This window comes from Caulobacter sp. 05L422, assembly GCF_056397765.1.
The window spans coordinates 128,897-147,108 of record NZ_JBFTOB010000008.1 but is presented as its reverse complement, the minus strand read 5'-3'; the positions used below and the strand labels follow the sequence as shown (position 1 = coordinate 147,108).

Here is an 18,212-nt window from a genome sequence, read left to right as displayed (position 1 = left end):
AGGAGGGCGCGGGGGATCGCCGGCTCTATTCGGCGGCGAACTGGTTCATGGTGTTGGCGTGGCCGCCGGCCTTCAGGGCGCGCTCGCCGGCGACCATCTCCTTGAAGGTGTCGCCCAGGTCCGAACCGACCTCGTGCTGGTGCTTCACCGCCGAGACGCCGCGGCGGATCTCCTCGCGCTGCACCGAATTGACGTAGGCCTTCATCCGGTCGTCGCCGAAGTAGCCGCGCGACAGCTCGTCCATGCTCTTGGCCGTCAGGTGGAAGGTCGGCAGGGTGATCAGGTTGTGGAACACCCCGGCCCGGGCCGAGATGTCGACCTGGAAGCGGGCCAGGCGCTCGTCGGTCTCGCGGCCCAGGTCGCTGGCGTCGAACTCGGCCGACATCAGGGCCGCTCCTTCGGGATAGCTGTCCTTGTGGATTTTGCCCTCGGCGATCCACTGGTCGCGGACCTGGCGGCGCAGGTTCAGGGTCCAGTTGAACGACGGCGAGTTGTTGTAGGTCAGCTTGGCGTTCGGAACGACCTTGCGGATCTCCGAGACCATCGAGGCGATCTCGTCGACGTTCGGGGTGTCGGTCTCGATCCACAGCAGGTCGGCGCCGCCCTGGGTCAGCGAGGCGATGCAGTCCTCGATGACGCGGGCCCGACCGGTGCCGTCCTGGAAGGCGAACAGACCGTTGGGCATGCGCACGGGCTTTTCGAACTGGCCGTCGCGGTACAGCGCCAGCTCGCCCGGCAGGATCGGGTTGTCGGGGGTGATGGCCTCTGTCTTCAGCCACTTGATGTAGTCGCTGGCCAGGTCGCCCGGCTCCTGGCTGACGGGCACCTTCTGGGTCAGGCCCGCGCCCAGGCTGTCGGTGCGGGCGACGATCACGCCCTCGTCGACGCCCAGTTCCTCGAAGGCCAGGCGGCAGGCGCGCAGCTTCTCGATGAAGTCCTCGCGCGGCACGGTGACCTTGCCGTCCTGGTGGCCGCACTGCTTGGCGTCCGAGACCTGGTTCTCGATCTGCAGGCAGCAGGCGCCGGCCTTGATCATCTCCTTGGCCAGCAGGTAGGTGGCGTTCTCGTTGCCGAAGCCGGCGTCGATGTCGGCGATGATCGGGACGACGTGGGTCTCGAAGCCGTCGATGGCCGCGATCGCCGCCTTTTCGGCCGCCTTGTCGCCGGCATCGCGCGCGGTTTTCAGCACCTTGAACAGGTCGTTGATCGCGACCTCGTCGGCCTGGCGCAGCGAGACGTAGATCTCCTCGATCAAGTCGACGACCGAGGTCTTCTCGTGCATCGACTGGTCGGGCAGGTGGCCGAAGCGGTTGCGCAGGCCCGCCACCATCCAGCCGGACAGGTAGACATAGGCGCCCTTGGTCGTGCCGCGCAGGCGCTTGACCGACTTGATCATCTGCTGGGCGTGGAAGCCCGACCAGCAGCCCAGCGACTGGGTGAACTTGCCGCTGTCGGCGTCGTAGGCGGCCATGTCGGCGCGCATGACGCCGGCCATTTCGCGGGCGATGTCCAGGTGGGTCGAGAAGGTGTTCTGCAGCTTCAGCTGGATGATGTCGTCGACCGCGACGCCGCCCGGCGTGACGCCGTCGGGATAGCGGGCCAGCAGGATCTGGCGGTGTTCGGCGTAGGTCTTGCGCAGCGTCATGGCTCTTCGGGTCCTATCGTCGGTCCGGCCATCGGTTGGCCGGGCGGAAAGTTCGTGAGGGGAGCTAGCGTCGCGGCGGTCGGCGCGTCGAACCTATTGAAGGCAATTTGTCACAAACCGACTTTGTATTTTCTGTAAAGTTGTGACAACGTGACCGAATGGCGACCCATGACAAGAAGCTGTTTCTCGGCGGCCGGCTCAAGCGGCTGCGGCGCGACCTGGGCGTCACCCAGAGCCGCATGGCCGAGAACCTGGGCGTCTCGGCCAGCTATCTGAACCTGCTGGAGCGCAACCAGCGGCCGGTCACCGCCCAGATCCTGCTGCGCCTGGCCGACGCCTACGACTTGGACCTGCGCAGCCTGTCGGCCGACGATCCGGGCGGCGGCGCGGGGCTGGACGAGGTGCTGGCCGACAAGATGTTCGCCGACCTGGGCGTCAGCCGGCACGAGGCCGCCGAGGTCGCCGAGCTGTCGCCGGGCATGGCCGAGGCCATGGCGCGGCTCTATCGCGCCTATCTGGATCGCGGCCGCCTGATCGACCTGGGTGCCTTCGAACGGCCGGACGGCGCCGCGCCGGTGTCGTCCAGTTCGCCGACAGACTGGGTGCGCGACCTCGTCGGCTCGCAGCGCAACCACTTCGCCGAACTGGAGACGGCCGCCGAGGCGATCGTCGCGGCGATGAAGGCCGATCCCCAGGACCTGGGTCCGGCCGTCCGGGCGCGGCTGCTCGAGCGTTTCGGGATCCAGACCCGGGTCATGCCGGTCGAGGTGATGGCCGACTCGCTGCGGCGCTACGACCATCACCGCAAGCGGCTGATGCTGTCGGAGACCCTGGCCCCGGCCAGCCGCATCTTCGCCATGTGCTACCAGCTGGGCCTGATGGAGACGGGCGAGACGCTGTCGGCCCTGACCGACCGCTTCCAGGCCCCCGACCGCGCCACGCGCCAGTTGCTCAAGGTCTTCCTCGACAACTACCTGGCCGCGGCGATCATGACGCCCTACGAGCCCTTCCTCGCGGCCATGGAGGCCAGCGGCTACGACATCGAGCGGGTGCGTTCGCGGTTCGGGATCAGCTACGAGCAGGCCGCCCAGCGCCTGACCACGCTCAGCCGGCCAGGGTCGCGCGGCGTGCCGTTCTTCATGATGCGGCTGGACGCGGCGGGGAACATCTCCAAGCGCTTCGCGGCCGGGCCATTCCCGTTCTCGCGCTTCGGCGGCGCCTGTCCGCGCTGGAACGTCCACGACAGCTTCAAGACCCCCGGCCGGATCATCACCCAGGTGATCGAGACGCCCGATCGCGAGCGCTACTTCACCCTGTCGCGCACCGTGCGGCGGGTGTCGGGACTGCAGGCGGGGCTGGAGGACGAACTGGTGATCGGGCTGGGCTGCGAGCTCAAGCACGCCGGCAAGCTGGTCTACGCCCGGGGTCTGGACATCGCCGCGCCCGTGGCGGTCGAGATCGGGCCGTCCTGCCGGATCTGCGAGCGGCCGGCCTGTCCGCAACGGGCCGCCGCGCCGATCAACCGCACCCTGCTGGTCGAGGAGAACAGCAAGGCCCTGTCGCCGTTCCCGTTCGCGGCCTGAGGCTGGCCTGGCCGGCGTTCTCGAACGAATCCTCTTTTCATTCATTCACTGCTAAATTAATGAGAGGCGGTTCTATGATCACCGCCCAGCTCGGACGCGCCACAGAAGACGTCGAGGGGAGGGCCGCCAGGGAGGCGTTACCGCCATGTCGAACGATGGTGTCGCACTAAGCTCCATTCTCACCCACCACGCCCGTCGATCCCCCGGCCGGACGGCGCTGATCGTGGACGATGTCCGCGTCGGCTATGACGAGCTGGACGCGCGCGCGAACCGGCGGGCCCGGATGATGGCGGCGCATGGCGTGGGCCAGGGCGACTTCGTCACGGTCGCGCTGCCCAACGGCCTGGAATTCTACGAGACCACCTTCGCGCTCTGGAAGCTGGGCGCGATCCCGAACATCGTCGCCGCCAAGCTCCCGCGCCCCGAGATGGAGGCGATCCTCGACATCGTTCGCCCCAAGCTGTTCGTCGGCGTCCCGCCCGGGGCCGGCGTGCCCGTCGTCACCGGCGACCGGAGCGCGCTCGACGGATATTCGGCCGATGCGCTGCCGGAAGCCGTCTCGCCGCATTGGAAGGCGATGACCAGCGGCGGCTCCACCGGGCGGCCGAAGGTGATCGTCGACGCCATGCCGGCGCGGTGGAACCCGCAGGAGGGCTTTCTGGGCCAGCAGCCCGGCGACGTGATCCTCAACCCCGGGCCGCTCTATCACAACGCCCCGTTCCACTGCATCCACATGGGCCTGTTCGTCGGCGCCACGATCGTCGAGATGGGCAAGTTCGATGCGCTTCGCGCGCTCGAACTGATCGAGGCTCACCAGGTGACCTGGGTGACCATGGTGCCCACGATGATGCACCGCATCTGGCGCCTGGAGCCCGACACGCTCGCGCGCTTCACCCTGCCCAGCCTGCGCATGATGCTGCACATGGCGGCTCCTTGCCCCGCCTGGCTCAAGGTGGCGTGGATCGGCTGGTTGGGGAGCGAGCGGGTCTGGGAATACTACGGCACGACCGAGGCGACCGGATCGACGATGATCTCGGGCACGGACTGGCTGGCCCACCGCGGTTCGGTGGGGCGCGTCCGCGAGGGCTATGAGCTGAAGATCCTCGACGAGGCGGGGCAGGAGCGCCCGGTCGGCGAGGTCGGCGAGGTCTATTTCCGTCCGCGGGGCGGCGCGGGATCGACCTACCACTATCTGGGCAGTACGCCGCGACGCGTCGGCGAATGGGAGTCGCCGGGCGACCTGGGGCGGGTGGACGAGGAGGGCTATCTCTATCTTTCCGACCGCCGCAACGACCTGATCATCTCGGGCGGCGCGAACATCTATCCGGCCGAGGTCGAGGCGGCGATCGACGCCCATCCGGCCGTCCGGACCAGCGCGGTGATCGGGCTGCCGGACGAGGAATGGGGCGCGCGCGTCCATGCGATCGTGCAGCCGGTCGAGGGGGAGGGACTGGAAGAGGCCGAGCTTCTCGAGTTCGTCGCCGATCGCCTGGCTCGGTTCAAGCTGCCCAAGAGCGTCGAGTTCACCAGCGAGCCGTTGCGGGACGAGGCCGGCAAGGTGCGCCGGGCCGCGCTTCGCGACGCGCGACTGGTCGTCGCGGCGGACGGTCTTGTCCCGTCGTGACCCGGGGTCGAGGCGGGCTGGCTCAGTCCGCCTTCGACTTCCTGTGCCTGTAGAGGGCGTCGAACCCGCCGGCCATGAAGGTCACGAACCGCTCGCGGACCGCCTCGAAGTCGTCGGACGCGCACAGGCCGCCCGACAGGCGGTCGATGCGGCCGGTCCGTGACAGGATCAGCGAATAGGCGCCCGAGGTGAACTGGAAGCTCCAGAAAAGATCCTCGGCCTGCGCGTCGGGCAAGGCCTGCTGCAGAAGGTCGATCAACCGCAGCACCAGGGGATCGAAATAGGTGTCCATCTTCTCCGCGCCGTAGCCGGGCGCGTTGTTCACCTGCGAGAAGATCCGGCCGAAGTTGCGCCAGCCCTCGTCGCCGTTGATGTAGACGTCGAACGCCTGGTCGTAATAGCAGCGCAACGCGCCCTCGACGGTGGGGTGGCCCCCCGCTTCGGCTGCGTACGCGTCCAGGCCGGCCGTCCGCGTGGTGACCGCGTACTCCACCCGGCGTTCGAAGACAGCGTCGAACAGCGCCTTCTTGCCGTCGAAGTAGTAGTGGATCAGCGCCGGATGGATGCCCATCCGGTCGGCGACGTCCTTGATGGTGACCCCGAAATAGCCGAGCTGGGCGAAGAGATCCTCGCTGGTGTCGAGGATCGTCTTGACGGTCGTAGCCCGCTGTTCGGCGCGCGTGCGGCGCCCCTCGGGTTTCGACGCTGCTGCCATAACCTGCGGCCTTCCAAATCGTACGCGTCCGGAGAAGACGCCATCCACTCAATCGTCGGGGGACGATGGGGCGGCGGACTCATCCGGTCAAGCGACCGCGTGCAGATATTTCATTTAGTGCTAAATGAATGAACTTGACGGATCGCTCCTCCCTGGGTACCGATTTGGACAAGCAAAAAACAAATGGGGAGGGTTCGAAATGGCTAAAGCCTGGAAAACTGCGCGGCAGGTCGCGCTGTCCGGTACGTCGCTCGTCGCTATGCTTTTCGTGGCCGGACACGGCGTGGCCCAGACGGCGAACCCGCCGGCCGGGTCGGCGACCGAAGCCTCGGACAACGTGCTCGAAGAGCTGATCGTCACGGGATCGAGCATCCGAGGGGTTCCCCCGATCGGCTCGAACCTGATCAGCGTCTCGCGCGAGGAGATCAAGGCCATCGGCGCGGCCACGACGCCCGATCTGCTGGCCACCGTGCCGCAACTGAACAGCTTCAACACCGCGCCGCGCGCCGCCAACGGCGGAGCCGGGGCGTTCGCGCCCGGACTGCGCAGCCTGCCGGCCGCCGCGACCCTGCCGCTTCTGAACGGCCACCGGGTCGTCGCCGGGGGCGCCAACGAGACGAACCCCGACTTCCCGTTCGTTCCGGACCTGGCGATCGAACGCGTCGAGATCGTCGCGGACGGCGCCTCGGCGATCTACGGTTCGGACGCCATCGCCGGCGTCGTGAACTTCATCACCCGGAAGCGCTATTCCGGCCTCGAGATGGCCGCGCGCTACGGCGTGGCCGACGACTATCACACGTTCAGCGCCAGCGCCCTGGCCGGCCGCGAGTGGACCGGCGGATCGATCCTGGCCGCCTACCAGTATTCGGAAAACGGCAATGTCATGGGCGGCGACCGCGACTATCGCACCGTGGACTTCCGGCCGTACGGCGGGGTCGACACCCGGGGAACCAGCTGCGCCTCGCCCAACGTGGTCGTCGGCGCCACGGTCTATGCGGCGCCCGCCCTGGCGCCGAACACGACCAACTATTGCGACCTCGGAGCCCCGGTCGATCTCGTCCCGGCCTCGCGCCTGCACAGCGGCTTCCTGAGCGCCCGGCAGGAGGTCGGCGACCGCGTGACGCTCTGGGGCGACGTGCTCTACTCGGACCGCAAGGACACGGTCCAGGCGGCGATCCCCGCCCAGGCGGTGCTGCTCACCGCCTTCAATCCGTTCTTCAAGGCGCCGCCAGGCAGCGGCGCGACGTTCGAGACCGTCTTCTTCCGTCCCGACAATCTGGTCGGCGCGGACCATTTCGAACAGACCTACCACGTGAAGGCCGCCAACTCGTCCGCCGGCGCCGATGTGCGGCTGCCGCGCGATTTCAGCCTGAGCGTCTACGGCACCTATGACGCGGCCGAGCATGTCGCCTTCCAGCCCATGATCAATCCCGTGGCGCTCGCGGCGGCGGCGGCCGGGACCACCCTCGCCACGGCTCTGGATCCGTTCGGCCAGGGCACCTCGCCGTCGGTCGTCACGGGCATCACCGACTACGCGACCAGCGTCACCATCAAGCAGCGCACCAAGCTCGCCGCGGTCAAGATCGACGGGCCGTTGCTGACCCTTCCGGGCGGGGACCTGAAGATCGCGGCCGGCGCCGAGTATCGGCGCGAGACGTTCGCCCAGCGCGGCGTCGTCGGAACGACTCCCGTTCCCGAAAACCTGGGGCGCAACATCAAGTCCGTCTACGGCGAACTGTTCGTGCCGATCTTCGGCGCCGGCAACGAGGCGCGCTTCATGCATCGCCTGTCGCTGTCGCTGTCGGCTCGCCACGACGACTACAGCGACTTCGGAACGACGACCAATCCCAAGGTCGGGCTCAACTGGGATCCGGTGGAGGGCGTCACCCTTCGCGGCACCTACGGCCAGTCGTTCAGGGCGCCCGGCCTGCGCGACGTGGGCGCGACCGTCGGTTCGTACTACCTGGACGCCGCGACCGCGGCCGTGGCCGCTCGCGACCCGACGCGCGGCGCCGCGCAGGTCAACACGGTCTACCTGCTCGGGGGCAATCGCGACCTCCAGCCGGAACAGGCCAGGACCTATTCGTTCGGCGTCGACCTCACGCCGCGTTTCCTGCCGGGCTTCCGGGCCAGCGCGACCTTCTACGACATCAACTTCACCGACGTGATCGGCACGCCGCCGACGAGCCTGGTGTTCACGGACCCGACCTTCGCGTCGGTCGTCTATCGCAATCCTTCCGCGACCCAGCTGGCCAGCCTGCTGTCGATCGCGGTGCCAGTCACCTTGCCGACGCCCTTGCCCGTGATCGGCAACGTGCTGGACCTGCGCCGCGGCAATTTCGGCGTCCGCAAGACCAACGGCCTGGACTTCGACGTCAGCTACCGGCGCTCGACTAGCTTCGGCGTCGTGTACGGAGGCCTGGCGGGCAACTACATCTTCAAGTTCGACACCCAGCTTTCGCCCACGGCGCCCGTGTCGGACGCCCTGAAGCTGGGCGTCCCTCAAATGACGCTTCGGGCGACGGGGGGGCTTACGGCCGGCCCGGTCAGCTTCGTAGGCTTCGTCAACTACCGGGATGGCGTCACGAACGCCTTCGCCACCCCGACGGGGACGAGCACGTACGAGGCCGATCCGTACACGACGGTCGATCTTCGTCTTGCCTGGACCCTGCCGAACGCCGGCCTGACGGAAGGCACGGAGCTGGCCCTGCAGGTCAACGACCTGTTCGACAAGACCCCGCCGTTCTTCCCGGCGACCGACGGCATCGGCGGCAACTACAACCCGATCGGGCGCTATGTGGCGCTCGGCCTGCGGAAGACCTTCTGATCAGGCCGCGGCGCCGGCGGCCGCGGGGACAATCCCCGCGGTGCGGCCGGCGCGTCTTGAACACCCGACACTGACCTGTGCCCGGCCGGAGCGCCCCGTTTGATGACCCGCAATGCCGTCCGCCGCGCCCAGGGGCTCGACCCCGACAAGCTTGCCGCGATCGGACCCGCGCTCCAGGCGTTCGTAGACCGTGGCGAGCTGGCGGGCGTCGTGACCCTCACGTCGCGAAGCGGCGAGATCGTCCAGTCCGAGGCGATCGGCTGGAGCGACATCGAAACCAGGACCCCGATGCGGTCCGACACACAGTTCCGTATCGCCTCCATGACCAAGCCGATCACCTCGGTGGCGGCCTTGATGCTGGTGGAGGAGGGCAAGATCGCGCTGACGGACCCGATCTCGCGCTGGGTTCCGGAGCTGGCCGATCCGCGCGTGCTGCGCGACGCCGCGGGGCCCCTCGACGACACGGTGGCGGCGGAGCGCGCGATCACCATCGAGGACCTGCTCACCCATCGCTCGGGCGTCGCCTACGGCTTTTCCTCGGAAGGGCCGCTGCAGCCGGCCTACGAGCGCGCCCTCGGCGATCCGGCGATGAACCACCTGACCCCCGACGAGTGGCTGGCCGCGCTCGGGGGTCTGCCATTGGCCCATCAGCCCGGCGAGCGGTTCCACTACGGCCATTCGACCGACGTGCTGGGCTTCCTGATCGGCCGGGTCGAGGGCAAGCCGCTGCGCCAGGTTCTGCAAGAACGGATTTTCGCGCCGCTCGGCATGGCGGACACCGACTTCTGGCTTCCGCGCGAAAAGCGAAGCCGCCTTGCCAGCCTGTACGGATACGACGAGGCGGCGGGCGGGCTCGCGAAGGTCGAACCGGAAATGTACGACGAGCCGCCGGCCTACACGCCGGGGGGCGGCGGGCTGATCTCGTCGGCGGCGGATTACCATCGGTTCGCGCGCATGCTGCTGGGGGAGGGGGCCCTGGACGGGGTCCGCCTGTTGCGGCCCGAGACGGTCCGGCTGATGCGGACCAATCGGCTGACCGACGCGCAACGCCAGATCCCGTTCGCCGGCATGCCCCTCTGGCGGAAGTCCGGCTTCGGGCTGGGGCTCTCGATCGCCGAGGATCCGGTCGACAATCCCTATGCCTGCGGCGCCCCGGGCTCGATGACCTGGCCGGGGATCTTCGGCACCTGGTGGCAGGCCGATCCCGTCCATGACCTGATCATGATCTATCTGATCCAGCACCAGGTGCCGGTGACCGCGCACTCCGGGGCGACGATCGCCACGGGTCGAGGCGCGGCCGGCCGCCGCGCCCTGCCTGAGTACCAGCGTGGCGTCTACGCCGCGTTGCAGCCCCAGCAATCCGAGGGACGATAATGAGCAATGCCGATGAAGCCTTGGCGCCGGCGTCGCCGTCGACCCTGGCCGAGACGCGCTCGCCCGACCGGCGGGCCTGGGTCGCCCTGGCGTGCCTCTGGTTCATCTACGTGCTGAACTTCCTGGACCGGCAGTTGCTGTCGATCCTGGCCAAGCCGATCCAGGACACGCTGCACATCACCGACAGCCAGCTTGGGCTGCTGGGCGGCCTCTATTTCGCGGCGTTCTACTGCTTCATCGCCATTCCCGTGGGCTGGCTCGCCGACCGGACCAACCGCGTGGCCGTGCTGGCCATCGCCTGCGGCGTCTGGAGCGTGGCGACCATGGCTTGCGGCATGGCCAAATCCTACGGCTCGTTCGCCGTCGCGCGGATGACGGTCGGCTTCGGAGAGGCCGGCGGCGTCCCGCCCTCCTATGCGATCATCAGCGACTATTTTCCGCCCGGACGGCGGGGAACGGCGCTGGGCCTCTACAATCTCGGTCCGCCGGTCGGCGCGGCCTTGGGCATCGCGTTCGGGGCCTCCGTGGCGGCGGCCTTCAGCTGGCGCGACGCCTTCCTGGTCACCGGCGCCGTCGGCGTCGTCGCGGCCCTGGCCCTGACGTTCATCGTGCGCGAGCCCAAGCGGGGCGGGCTTGATCGGGCGGTAGGCGAAGCGGCGCCGCCCCGAGCGGGGTTCGGCGAAACCCTGCGCATGTTCTTCTCCAATCCCTCGCTGCTGCTGGTCTCCCTGGGCAGCGGCTCGACCCAGTTCGTCACCTACGGCCTGGGCAATTTCGCCACCCTGTTCCTGATGCGCGAGAAGGGCATGACCCTTCGCGAGGTCGCCCTCTGGTACGCCGTGGTCGTCGGCGTGGGCATGAGCGTGGGCATCTTTGGGTCGGGCTGGCTGATCGATCGCTTCACCCGCCTGTCGAAGCGCGCCTTCGCCTTGGCGCCGGCCATCGCGCTGGTCGCCGCCGTGCCCTTCTACATTGGCTTCGTCTGGGCCCCGACCTGGCCGGTGGCGCTGACCTTCCTGCTTCCGGCGATGTGCCTGAACCACGTCTATCTGTCGTCGGCCGTGACCCTGGTCCAGACCGAGGTCAGGCCCAATCAGCGGGTGATGTCGGGCGCCTTGCTGCTGCTGGTGATGAACTTCATCGGCCTGGGTTTGGGCCCGACCTATGTCGGCGCCGCGAGCGATTTCTTCCGGGGGGCGTATCCCGGCAACTCGCTGCAGATGGCGCTCTACACCCTGGTCCCGTTCTACGGCCTGGCCATCGGGCTGTTCCTGTTGCTGGCGAGAGTGCTTGGCAAGTCCCCCAAGACCGGAGCTGTCCAATGATCAACCTCTCCAAGGCCTTGCGCGGTGCGGTGAGCGCGGCGGCCGTGCTGACCGCGACGCTCGGCTCCGCCMCGGCGTTCGCCGACGACGCGCGACCCGTGGTCGCCGCGCCCGCAGGTACGGTTGAAGGGGTTGCCGACGCCGGGACCTCGGCCTTCAAGGGCATCCCTTACGCCGCGCCGCCCGTCGGGGCCGGCCGCTGGCGGCCGCCCGCGCCGGCCGCGTCCTGGACCGGGGTCCGTGACGCCGGCCGATCCGGCGCCGCGTGCATCCAGCCCACGCCGGGCCCGCCCTCAATCTATTCGGCCGACATGGGCGTCACCAGCGAAGACTGTCTCACCCTGAACGTCTGGACGCCGTCGACCAAGGGGAAGGCCCCGGTGATCGTCTGGATTCACGGCGGCTCGCTGGTGTCGGGGAGGGGCGGCTCCGCCGTCTACAACGGCGCCAAGCTGGCGACGGCCGGGACGGTCGTGGTGTCGATCAACTACCGGCTGGGCGCACTGGGCTACCTGTCCCATCCCGAGCTCAGCAAGGAGTCGCCGGTCGGCGTTTCCGGCAACTACGGGCTGCTCGACCAGATCGCGGCCCTGACCTGGGTCCAGCGCAACATCGCCGCGTTCGGCGGCGATCCCGGCAACGTCACCATCGCCGGCGAGTCCGCAGGCGCGCTCAGCGTGATGTACCTGATGGCCTCGCCGCCGGCGCGCGGCCTGTTCCACAAGGCGATCGCCCAGAGCGCCTACATGATCTCCACGCCCGAGCTGAAGACCGCGCGCTATGGCTCGCCATCGGGCGAGGGCGCCGGCGTCTATGTGGCGGGCGCCCTGAAGGCCCCGAACCTGGCGGCGTTGCGGGCGATGGACCCGCAGGTCGTGACGGACGGCGCGGCGCAAGCCGGCTTCCTCCCCTTCGGCGTCGTCGACGGCGTCGTTCTTCCCGGGCAACTGGTCGACGTGTTCGATCGCGGCGAGCAGGCGTCCGTGCCGATCCTGGCCGGCTTCAACAGCGGGGAGATCCGCTCCTTGCGGTTCCTCGCGCCGCCGGCCCCGAAGACCGCCGCCGAATACGAACGGGTGATCCGCGAGCGCTACGGCGACCTCGCCGACGATTTCCTGGCGCTCTATCCCGCGTCGAACCTGGAAGAGAGCGTCCTGGCCACCACCCGCGACACCCTCTACGGCTGGACGTCCGAACGCCTGGTGCGGTCGCAAGCGAAGGCCGGCCAACCCTCGTTCCTCTATCTGTTCGATCACGGCTATCCCAGCGCGGACCAGGCGGGACTGCACGCCTTCCACGCCAGCGACGTGCCCTACATGTTCGGAACCATGGACCGGACCTCGCCGCGCTGGCCCAAGGCGCCGGCCACGACGGAGGAGGCGGCGCTGTCCGACGCCATGATCGGCTATTGGACCAGTTTCGCCAGGACTGGGCGTCCCCAGGCCAAGGGGGCGGCGGCCTGGCCGGCCTATGCGCCGCAAGGGTCCTACATGGCCTTCCGCGAACAGCCGACGCCCGCCTCGAACCTCATGCCGGGCATGTTCGCGCTCAATGAACGCGTCATGTGCCGACGTCGGGCGAGCGGCGAGCAAGCCTGGAACTGGAACGTGGGCCTTGTCTCCCCGGTCATGCCGGGCCCGACGCCGGCCTGCCCCTGACCCTCGGAGGGCGGGCTAGCTCACTGAATACTGACTTACTCGTTAGTCAGTATTGACTCTTCCGGAACGGCGGTGCGATGGTTCCGCCGTTCGTCGAACAGCGTCACCAAGGGCGCGGCGGCGACAGGGGAGGGAACCATGAGCCGTCTTGCCTATACGGTGTCGCTGCTCGCCTTGATGGCCGCCGCTACGCCGGCCGTCGCGCAAACCAGCGCCGCGCCGCGTGAAACCACCGCCGTCACCAACGTCGAGGAAGTCGTCGTCACCGCGACCCGGCGGAGCGAACGCCTCCAGGACGTGCCGCTCAGCATCACCGCCTTCTCGCAGGCCGAACTGACCCAGAAGGGCGTGGTCGGCTTCGAGGGGATCGCGCGGGAAACGCCCGGCGTCGTGCTGAACAGGGCCAGCGACAACAACGCCCGCTTCACCGTCCGGGGCATCTCGACCAACGGCTGGGGCGCCGGCCTGCAGACGACCACCACCATCTATATGGACGAGCTGCCGCTCAGCACGATCGGCAACACCGTGACGCTCGACCCTGCCCTGTACGACGTCGAGCGTGTCGAGTTCCTGCGCGGTCCGCAGGGCACGCTGTTCGGCTCGGGTTCGCTGTCGGGCGCGCTTCGCGTCCTGACCAAGAGCCCCGACCTGACGGGCTATGACGCCTCCGCCCTGGCCGACATCGGCTACACGCCGGACGGCGACGGCGTCCGCCAGCGCTACAACGGCATGGTCAACATCCCGCTGGTCGAGCACACCCTGGGCCTGCGCGTGGTCGGCTTCTATCGAAACGAGGACGGCTTCGTCGACAACGTCGGCACCGGGGTCAAGAACGCCAACGCCCTGACCGACTGGGGCGGCCGCGCGATCATGCTGTGGAAGCCGAACGACCGGCTCAGCGTCAGGCTGCTGGCCTCCTACGAGGACAGCGATCCCGAGGACGCCTCGCTGACGACGCCGTCGCTGGGCGACCGCAAGCGCTACAGCACCATTCCGGACCAGTACACGTCCAAGACCCAGATCTATAACGGCACGCTGGAGTACCAGTTCGACGGCGCGCGCCTGACCAGTTCGTCGACCTATTCGATCGCCGACAGCCTGTTCAATGTCGACCTGGGCGGCACCTTCAATCTGACCGTGCCGTTCTATCTGTACGACAGCTTCAAATCGAAGACCTTCGTCCAGGAGACGCGGCTGGCGTCCGACGCGGGCGGCCGGTTCGACTGGGTGGCGGGCGGCTTCTACCTGCACCGCGACACCGACCTGAACGGCGAGGACCGGTCGAGCCAGGCCTTCCTCACCGCCCGCGGCATCACCGGACTGCCGGGGACGACCTTCGCCAGGTTCGGCGCCGATACGAAGACCTACGAGCTGGCCGCTTTCGGCGAGCTGACCTACCACCTGACCGACAAGCTCTCGGCCACCGGCGGCCTCCGCTACGGCAAGTACGGCGGTGAGGTGGACACCTATCCGGGCTTCAACACGGCCTACTTCACCTACGCGCTGTTCGGCCTTTCAGGGCCGCTGGCGATCGTGCCCACCCCGGCGGCGACCACCAAGTATCCCTCGGCCGAGAAGGCGTCCTGGAAGGCCAGCCTGACCTACAAGCCGTCGCGCGACCTGACGACCTACGTCACCGCGTCCACGGGCTATCGGACCCCCGTCTACAACGCCCGCGCCGGCAGCGTCAGCACCGTGGATCCGACCGACCTGGTCATTCCCGCCGGGGCCGGTTCGGACAATCTGATCAACTACGAGGTCGGCCTGAAGGGGCGCTGGCTGGACGGCAAGCTGACCGCCAACCTGGCCGCCTACTACATCGACTGGAAGAACATCCAGGTTCAGGCCAACCGCCAGTCGGACTCGGTCCAGTTCGCGACCAATGTCGGCCGCGCCGCCAGCAAGGGGCTCGAGGCGGAGGTCACCTTCGCGCCGGCTACGGGCTGGGTGCTGGGCGTCAACGGCTCGCTGAACAAGGCCAACGTCACAGAACTCACCACCCAGGAGGCGACGATCTCCGGGGCCGTGGACGGGGCGCGCCTGGCCTCGCCGCATGTACAGGGGTCGCTGTTCGGAACCTACAGTTATGCTCTGGGAGGCCAGGCCACGGGCTTCACCAGCATCCAGGTCCAGCACGTCGGCTCGTTCCCGAACGGCTTCCCCAACACGCCGGGCAAGGCCGGTGTCGTCAGCCCGCTGTACGACAGCACCGACAGCTACACCTACGTCAACCTCCAGACCGGCGCGCGGTTCGGCAAGTGGAACGCCATGCTCTACGGCGAGAACCTCGGCAACAGCCGCGCGACGACCTACATCCATCCGGAGGCCTTCGTTTACAGCCGCTACGCGATCCTCCGTCCACGTACGTTCGGCCTGCGGCTCGGCTACGAGTTCTGAGCGGGATCGTGATCCCACGGGCGGCTCCTGGCGGGTCGCCCGTTCCCAGGCCCGGACTTCTGGGCCACGTTGACGCGTCCGTCGCAAAGCCGATACCCGAAGACCGATGAGCACCACCGATCAAGCCAAGCCGAAGACTGGGCCGAAGCCGCCTCGCCCTGGAAAGCACAAGGCGCGTGTCCGCGAGGAGTCGATCGAGCGCATCCTCGACGCCGCCGAGCAGCTGTTCGCCGAGTTCGGCTATCACGGCGTCACCCTGAAGGACGTGGCCGCGCGGGTCGGGGTCAGCTCGACGCTGATCCACTACCACTTCAACGGCAAGGAGAGCCTCTACGAGGCGGTCTGGGCCCGGCGGGCGCCCGTTTCGGCGCGCAACCGCCTCGAGGCGATGCGGCGCTACGCCCAGGAGGTGGGCGACAAGGTCACGGTGGAGGGCGCGCTGCACGCCTGGATCGACACCGACCTCAACGTCCAGATCCACGACACCGAACAGTGGATCGCCTTCGGCAAGATCAGCGCCCAGGCCAACAGCGCGGCCGGCTGGGGCGCCGAGAAGATGACCAAGTACTTCAACCCGGTCGTCCTGGCCCTGATCGACCTGCTCAAGAAGGCGATGCCCGACTGCGACGAGGCGACGATCTTCTGGGGCTACCACTTCGTGTCCGGCGCGATGACCCACAACATGGCCCGCACCGGGCGCCTGGACGAGCTGTCGCACGGGCTGTGCTCGTCCGACGACTTCATCTCGATCCGGCGGCACATGGCCAGGTTCATGGCCGCGGGCTTCGAGGCGATCTGCCGGAGCGGGACCGCCGACGCGTAGCAAACGCGCCCGTACGTCTTTGAAACAGCGAAAGAGCAAGTGATGAGCGCAGCTGTGCGGAGCTCCGGCGTGCTGGCCGGCCTGTTCGACCTCGCGGGCAGGGTGGCGATCGTCACCGGCGGATCGCGCGGACTGGGGCTGCAGATCGCCGGCGCCTTGGGCGAGTTCGGCGCCGCCGTCGTGCTGGTCGCCCGCAAGCAGGCCGAGCTCGAGGCCGCCGTCGCCGAACTGCGCGGCCAGGGCGTCTCGGCGTTCGGCTTCGCCGCCGATCTGGGCGCGCCGGACGGGGCTTCCGTCCTGACCGACTGGGTGCTCCAGCATTTCGGCCGGATCGACATCCTGGTGAACAACGCCGGCACGGTCTGGGGCGCTCCGGCCGAGGACTATCCGCTGGAGGGCTGGACCAAGGTCATCGACCTGAACGTGACCGGCCTCTTCCTGCTGACCCAGGCGGTGGCCAAGGCGGCCTTCCTCAAGCAGGGCAAGGGCGCGGTGGTCAATGTCGCCTCGATCGAGGGACTGCAGGGCCACCATCCCGACCGGCCGGGCACGATCGCCTACAACACCGCCAAGGGCGCGGTCATCAACATGACCCGGGCGCTGGCGGCCGAGTGGGGCCCGTGCAACATCCGCGTCAACGCCCTGGCCCCGGGGTATTTCCCCTCGAAGATGACCCTGGCCACCGTCGAGACGCACGGCGACGAGATGCTGCATTGGACGCCGCTGGGCAAGCTGGGCGGTCCGACCGACCTGATGGGCGCGGCGCTGCTGCTGGCCTCCGACGCCGGCGGCCACATCACCGGCCAGACCCTCGTGGTCGACGGCGGCGCGACCATCATCTGAAGGCCTTCAGATCAGGTTCGCGCGGGCGATCCGGCCCAGGTGTACGGCGCTGGGGCGTGGCGTGCGCTTGAACGTCTGGCGATCCACGGCGACCAGGCCGAAGGGCACGCCGTAGCCGGACGTCCATTCGAAATTGTCCAGCAGCGACCAGTAGAGATAGCTGTGGACCGGGATGCCCTCGTCCAGGCATTGCCGCACGCCGTCCAGCGCCTGGTCGATGAAGGCGATCCGACGGGCGTCGTCGTTCGTGGCGATGCCGCTTTCGGTGACGTAGATCGGCTTGCCGATCGCTCTGTGGGCCCAGCGGATCGTGTTGGCCAGGGCCTGCGGATAGAACTCGTATCCTGAGAGGGTGAGTTCGGCCCCTTTCGGCGGGGCCTTCACGCCGTTCTCGTCGACGATGAACCGGGTGTAGGTCTGGACGCCGAAGAAGTCGGCATGGGTCCGCGCCACCTCGACCCAGTCGCCATAGAGCCGACGCTGATAGACCTCGACCAGGCTAGGATCTCCGGCCGACTGGATGTCCTGGGTGGTCAGGGTCAGGCCGACGGGCAGGTTCGGGCGGACCGCCTTGATCGCGTCATAGGCCTGTCGGTGAGCCTCCTGCATGATCGGCGAGACCACTTGCGGATCCGCATAGGCCAGCCGCGAGAAGCGCGGGGAGTCCGTGGCCTTGGCCGCCGCGGCGATGGCCGCCTTGACGGCCTGGATCGCGGCCTGGATGCCCGGCATCAGGTCAACCAGCAGCCGGATGTTGGCCTCGTTGAAGGTGGTGACCCTGTCCATCAGACCGCCCAGGCGCTCGACCACCTTGGCGCAGTAGCGGGCGAACAGGGCCGGCGCGTCGGGGACCTCGAAGCCGCCGCGCTTGGCGAACCACAGCGGCGTCGTGAAATGGTTCAGCGTCACCATCGGCTTGAGGCCGCGCGCGCGGCACGCCTCCAGCATGCGGGCGTAGTGGTCGAGTTCGGCCTCGGAGAAATGGCCTTCGCTGGGCTCGATCCGCGCCCACTCCACGCCCATGCGGTAGCAGTTGAGGCCCAGGCCGCCGGCGATCGCGAAGTCCTCGGCGTAGCGATGATAGCTGTCGCAGGCGTCGCCCGAGCGGTCCTTGAACATGCTGGGCTTGATGTTCTCCATCAGCCAGGCGTCGCTGTTGGTGTTGCCGCCCTCGCTTTGATAGGCCGAGATCGCCGTCCCCCACAGGAAGCCGGGCGGGGCGGCGCGCTTGGGCTTGGCCTTGTCCGCCGGGTGGGCGAGGCTGGGTGAAAGGGCCAACGCCGCGCCCGCGCCGGCAAGGATGTCGCGACGCTCGACGGCCGACGGTTTCCGCGTGCTCATGGTCTTCTTCCTCTAGGCAGAGGTCGCAAAAAGAAGGGCGGACGACCAAGGCCGTCC

Annotated in this window: 12 protein-coding genes; 9 read left to right on the top strand and 3 right to left on the bottom strand. The window is 68.3% G+C overall.

What is annotated here, in order from left to right:
• Positions 1 to 25 precede the first annotated feature (25 nt).
• On the bottom strand, positions 26 to 1,645 hold the full coding sequence (locus AC1DMQ_RS09895; protein WP_477033385.1) for an isocitrate lyase: 1,620 nt from the start codon (positions 1,643 to 1,645) through the stop codon (positions 26 to 28).
• Between the two features lie 158 nt (positions 1,646 to 1,803).
• On the opposite strand from AC1DMQ_RS09895, the gene AC1DMQ_RS09890 reads away from it, so the two are divergent.
• Together AC1DMQ_RS09890 and AC1DMQ_RS09885 are read left to right on the top strand one after the other, a co-directional pair.
• Positions 1,804 to 3,228 (top strand): helix-turn-helix domain-containing protein, encoded by a 1,425-nt coding sequence (locus AC1DMQ_RS09890; protein ID WP_477033384.1) that lies wholly within the window; start codon positions 1,804 to 1,806, stop codon positions 3,226 to 3,228.
• A gap of 145 nt (positions 3,229 to 3,373) precedes the next feature.
• Positions 3,374 to 4,852, top strand: a complete 1,479-nt coding sequence (locus AC1DMQ_RS09885) for an AMP-binding protein (protein ID WP_477033383.1) — start codon at positions 3,374 to 3,376, stop codon at positions 4,850 to 4,852.
• Between the two features lie 22 nt (positions 4,853 to 4,874).
• Here the strand turns inward: AC1DMQ_RS09885 and AC1DMQ_RS09880 are convergent, their stop codons facing one another.
• Positions 4,875 to 5,567: a TetR/AcrR family transcriptional regulator gene (locus AC1DMQ_RS09880; protein WP_477033382.1), complete on the bottom strand. Its 693-nt coding sequence runs from the start codon at positions 5,565 to 5,567 to the stop codon at positions 4,875 to 4,877.
• A gap of 283 nt (positions 5,568 to 5,850) precedes the next feature.
• Between AC1DMQ_RS09880 and AC1DMQ_RS09875 the strand changes: the two genes are divergently transcribed.
• From AC1DMQ_RS09875 to AC1DMQ_RS09845, 7 genes are all read left to right on the top strand, one after another.
• Positions 5,851 to 8,394, top strand: coding sequence for a TonB-dependent receptor plug domain-containing protein (locus tag AC1DMQ_RS09875; RefSeq protein WP_477033381.1), 2,544 nt, complete (start codon positions 5,851 to 5,853; stop codon positions 8,392 to 8,394).
• 102 nt (positions 8,395 to 8,496) lie between these two features.
• Positions 8,497 to 9,768, top strand: a complete 1,272-nt coding sequence (locus AC1DMQ_RS09870) for a serine hydrolase domain-containing protein (RefSeq protein ID WP_477033380.1) — start codon at positions 8,497 to 8,499, stop codon at positions 9,766 to 9,768.
• Entirely contained in the window at positions 9,768 to 11,093 is a 1,326-nt protein-coding gene (locus AC1DMQ_RS09865; RefSeq protein WP_477033379.1) for a spinster family MFS transporter, read from the top strand. The genes AC1DMQ_RS09870 and AC1DMQ_RS09865 overlap by 1 nt, the downstream gene beginning before the upstream one ends.
• A complete protein-coding gene (locus tag AC1DMQ_RS09860; protein ID WP_477033378.1) occupies positions 11,090 to 12,751 on the top strand; it encodes a carboxylesterase/lipase family protein in 1,662 nt (553 codons plus the stop codon). Before AC1DMQ_RS09865 ends, AC1DMQ_RS09860 begins: the two co-directional genes overlap by 4 nt.
• Before the next feature lie 138 nt (positions 12,752 to 12,889).
• A complete protein-coding gene (locus AC1DMQ_RS09855; RefSeq protein WP_477033377.1) occupies positions 12,890 to 15,148 on the top strand; it encodes a TonB-dependent receptor in 2,259 nt (752 codons plus the stop codon).
• Positions 15,149 to 15,254: 106 nt separating this feature from the next.
• A complete protein-coding gene (locus AC1DMQ_RS09850; RefSeq protein WP_477033376.1) occupies positions 15,255 to 15,971 on the top strand; it encodes a TetR/AcrR family transcriptional regulator in 717 nt (238 codons plus the stop codon).
• Between the two features lie 42 nt (positions 15,972 to 16,013).
• Complete coding sequence (locus tag AC1DMQ_RS09845) at positions 16,014 to 16,814, top strand: SDR family oxidoreductase (RefSeq protein ID WP_477033375.1); 801 nt, start codon at positions 16,014 to 16,016, stop codon at positions 16,812 to 16,814.
• Positions 16,815 to 16,820: 6 nt separating this feature from the next.
• Here AC1DMQ_RS09845 and AC1DMQ_RS09840 read toward each other — a convergent pair whose 3' ends face one another.
• Positions 16,821 to 18,155, bottom strand: a complete 1,335-nt coding sequence (locus AC1DMQ_RS09840) for a glycoside hydrolase family 1 protein (protein ID WP_477033374.1) — start codon at positions 18,153 to 18,155, stop codon at positions 16,821 to 16,823.
• Between the last annotated feature and the right edge of the window lie 57 nt (positions 18,156 to 18,212).

Bases quoted from the DNA above. Each gene is read 5' to 3' on its own strand.
- AC1DMQ_RS09855 (WP_477033377.1), top strand. From the start codon at position 12,890: ATGAGCCGTCTTGCCTATACGGTGTCGCTGCTCGCCTTGATGGCCGCC.
- AC1DMQ_RS09880 (WP_477033382.1), bottom strand. From the start codon at position 5,567: ATGGCAGCAGCGTCGAAACCCGAGGGGCGCCGCACGCGCGCCGAACAG.
- AC1DMQ_RS09885 (WP_477033383.1), top strand. From the start codon at position 3,374: ATGTCGAACGATGGTGTCGCACTAAGCTCCATTCTCACCCACCACGCC.
- AC1DMQ_RS09840 (WP_477033374.1), bottom strand. From the start codon at position 18,155: ATGAGCACGCGGAAACCGTCGGCCGTCGAGCGTCGCGACATCCTTGCC.
- AC1DMQ_RS09865 (WP_477033379.1), top strand. From the start codon at position 9,768: ATGAGCAATGCCGATGAAGCCTTGGCGCCGGCGTCGCCGTCGACCCTG.
- AC1DMQ_RS09895 (WP_477033385.1), bottom strand. From the start codon at position 1,645: ATGACGCTGCGCAAGACCTACGCCGAACACCGCCAGATCCTGCTGGCC.
- AC1DMQ_RS09845 (WP_477033375.1), top strand. From the start codon at position 16,014: ATGAGCGCAGCTGTGCGGAGCTCCGGCGTGCTGGCCGGCCTGTTCGAC.
- AC1DMQ_RS09870 (WP_477033380.1), top strand. From the start codon at position 8,497: ATGACCCGCAATGCCGTCCGCCGCGCCCAGGGGCTCGACCCCGACAAG.
- AC1DMQ_RS09890 (WP_477033384.1), top strand. From the start codon at position 1,804: ATGGCGACCCATGACAAGAAGCTGTTTCTCGGCGGCCGGCTCAAGCGG.
- AC1DMQ_RS09850 (WP_477033376.1), top strand. From the start codon at position 15,255: ATGAGCACCACCGATCAAGCCAAGCCGAAGACTGGGCCGAAGCCGCCT.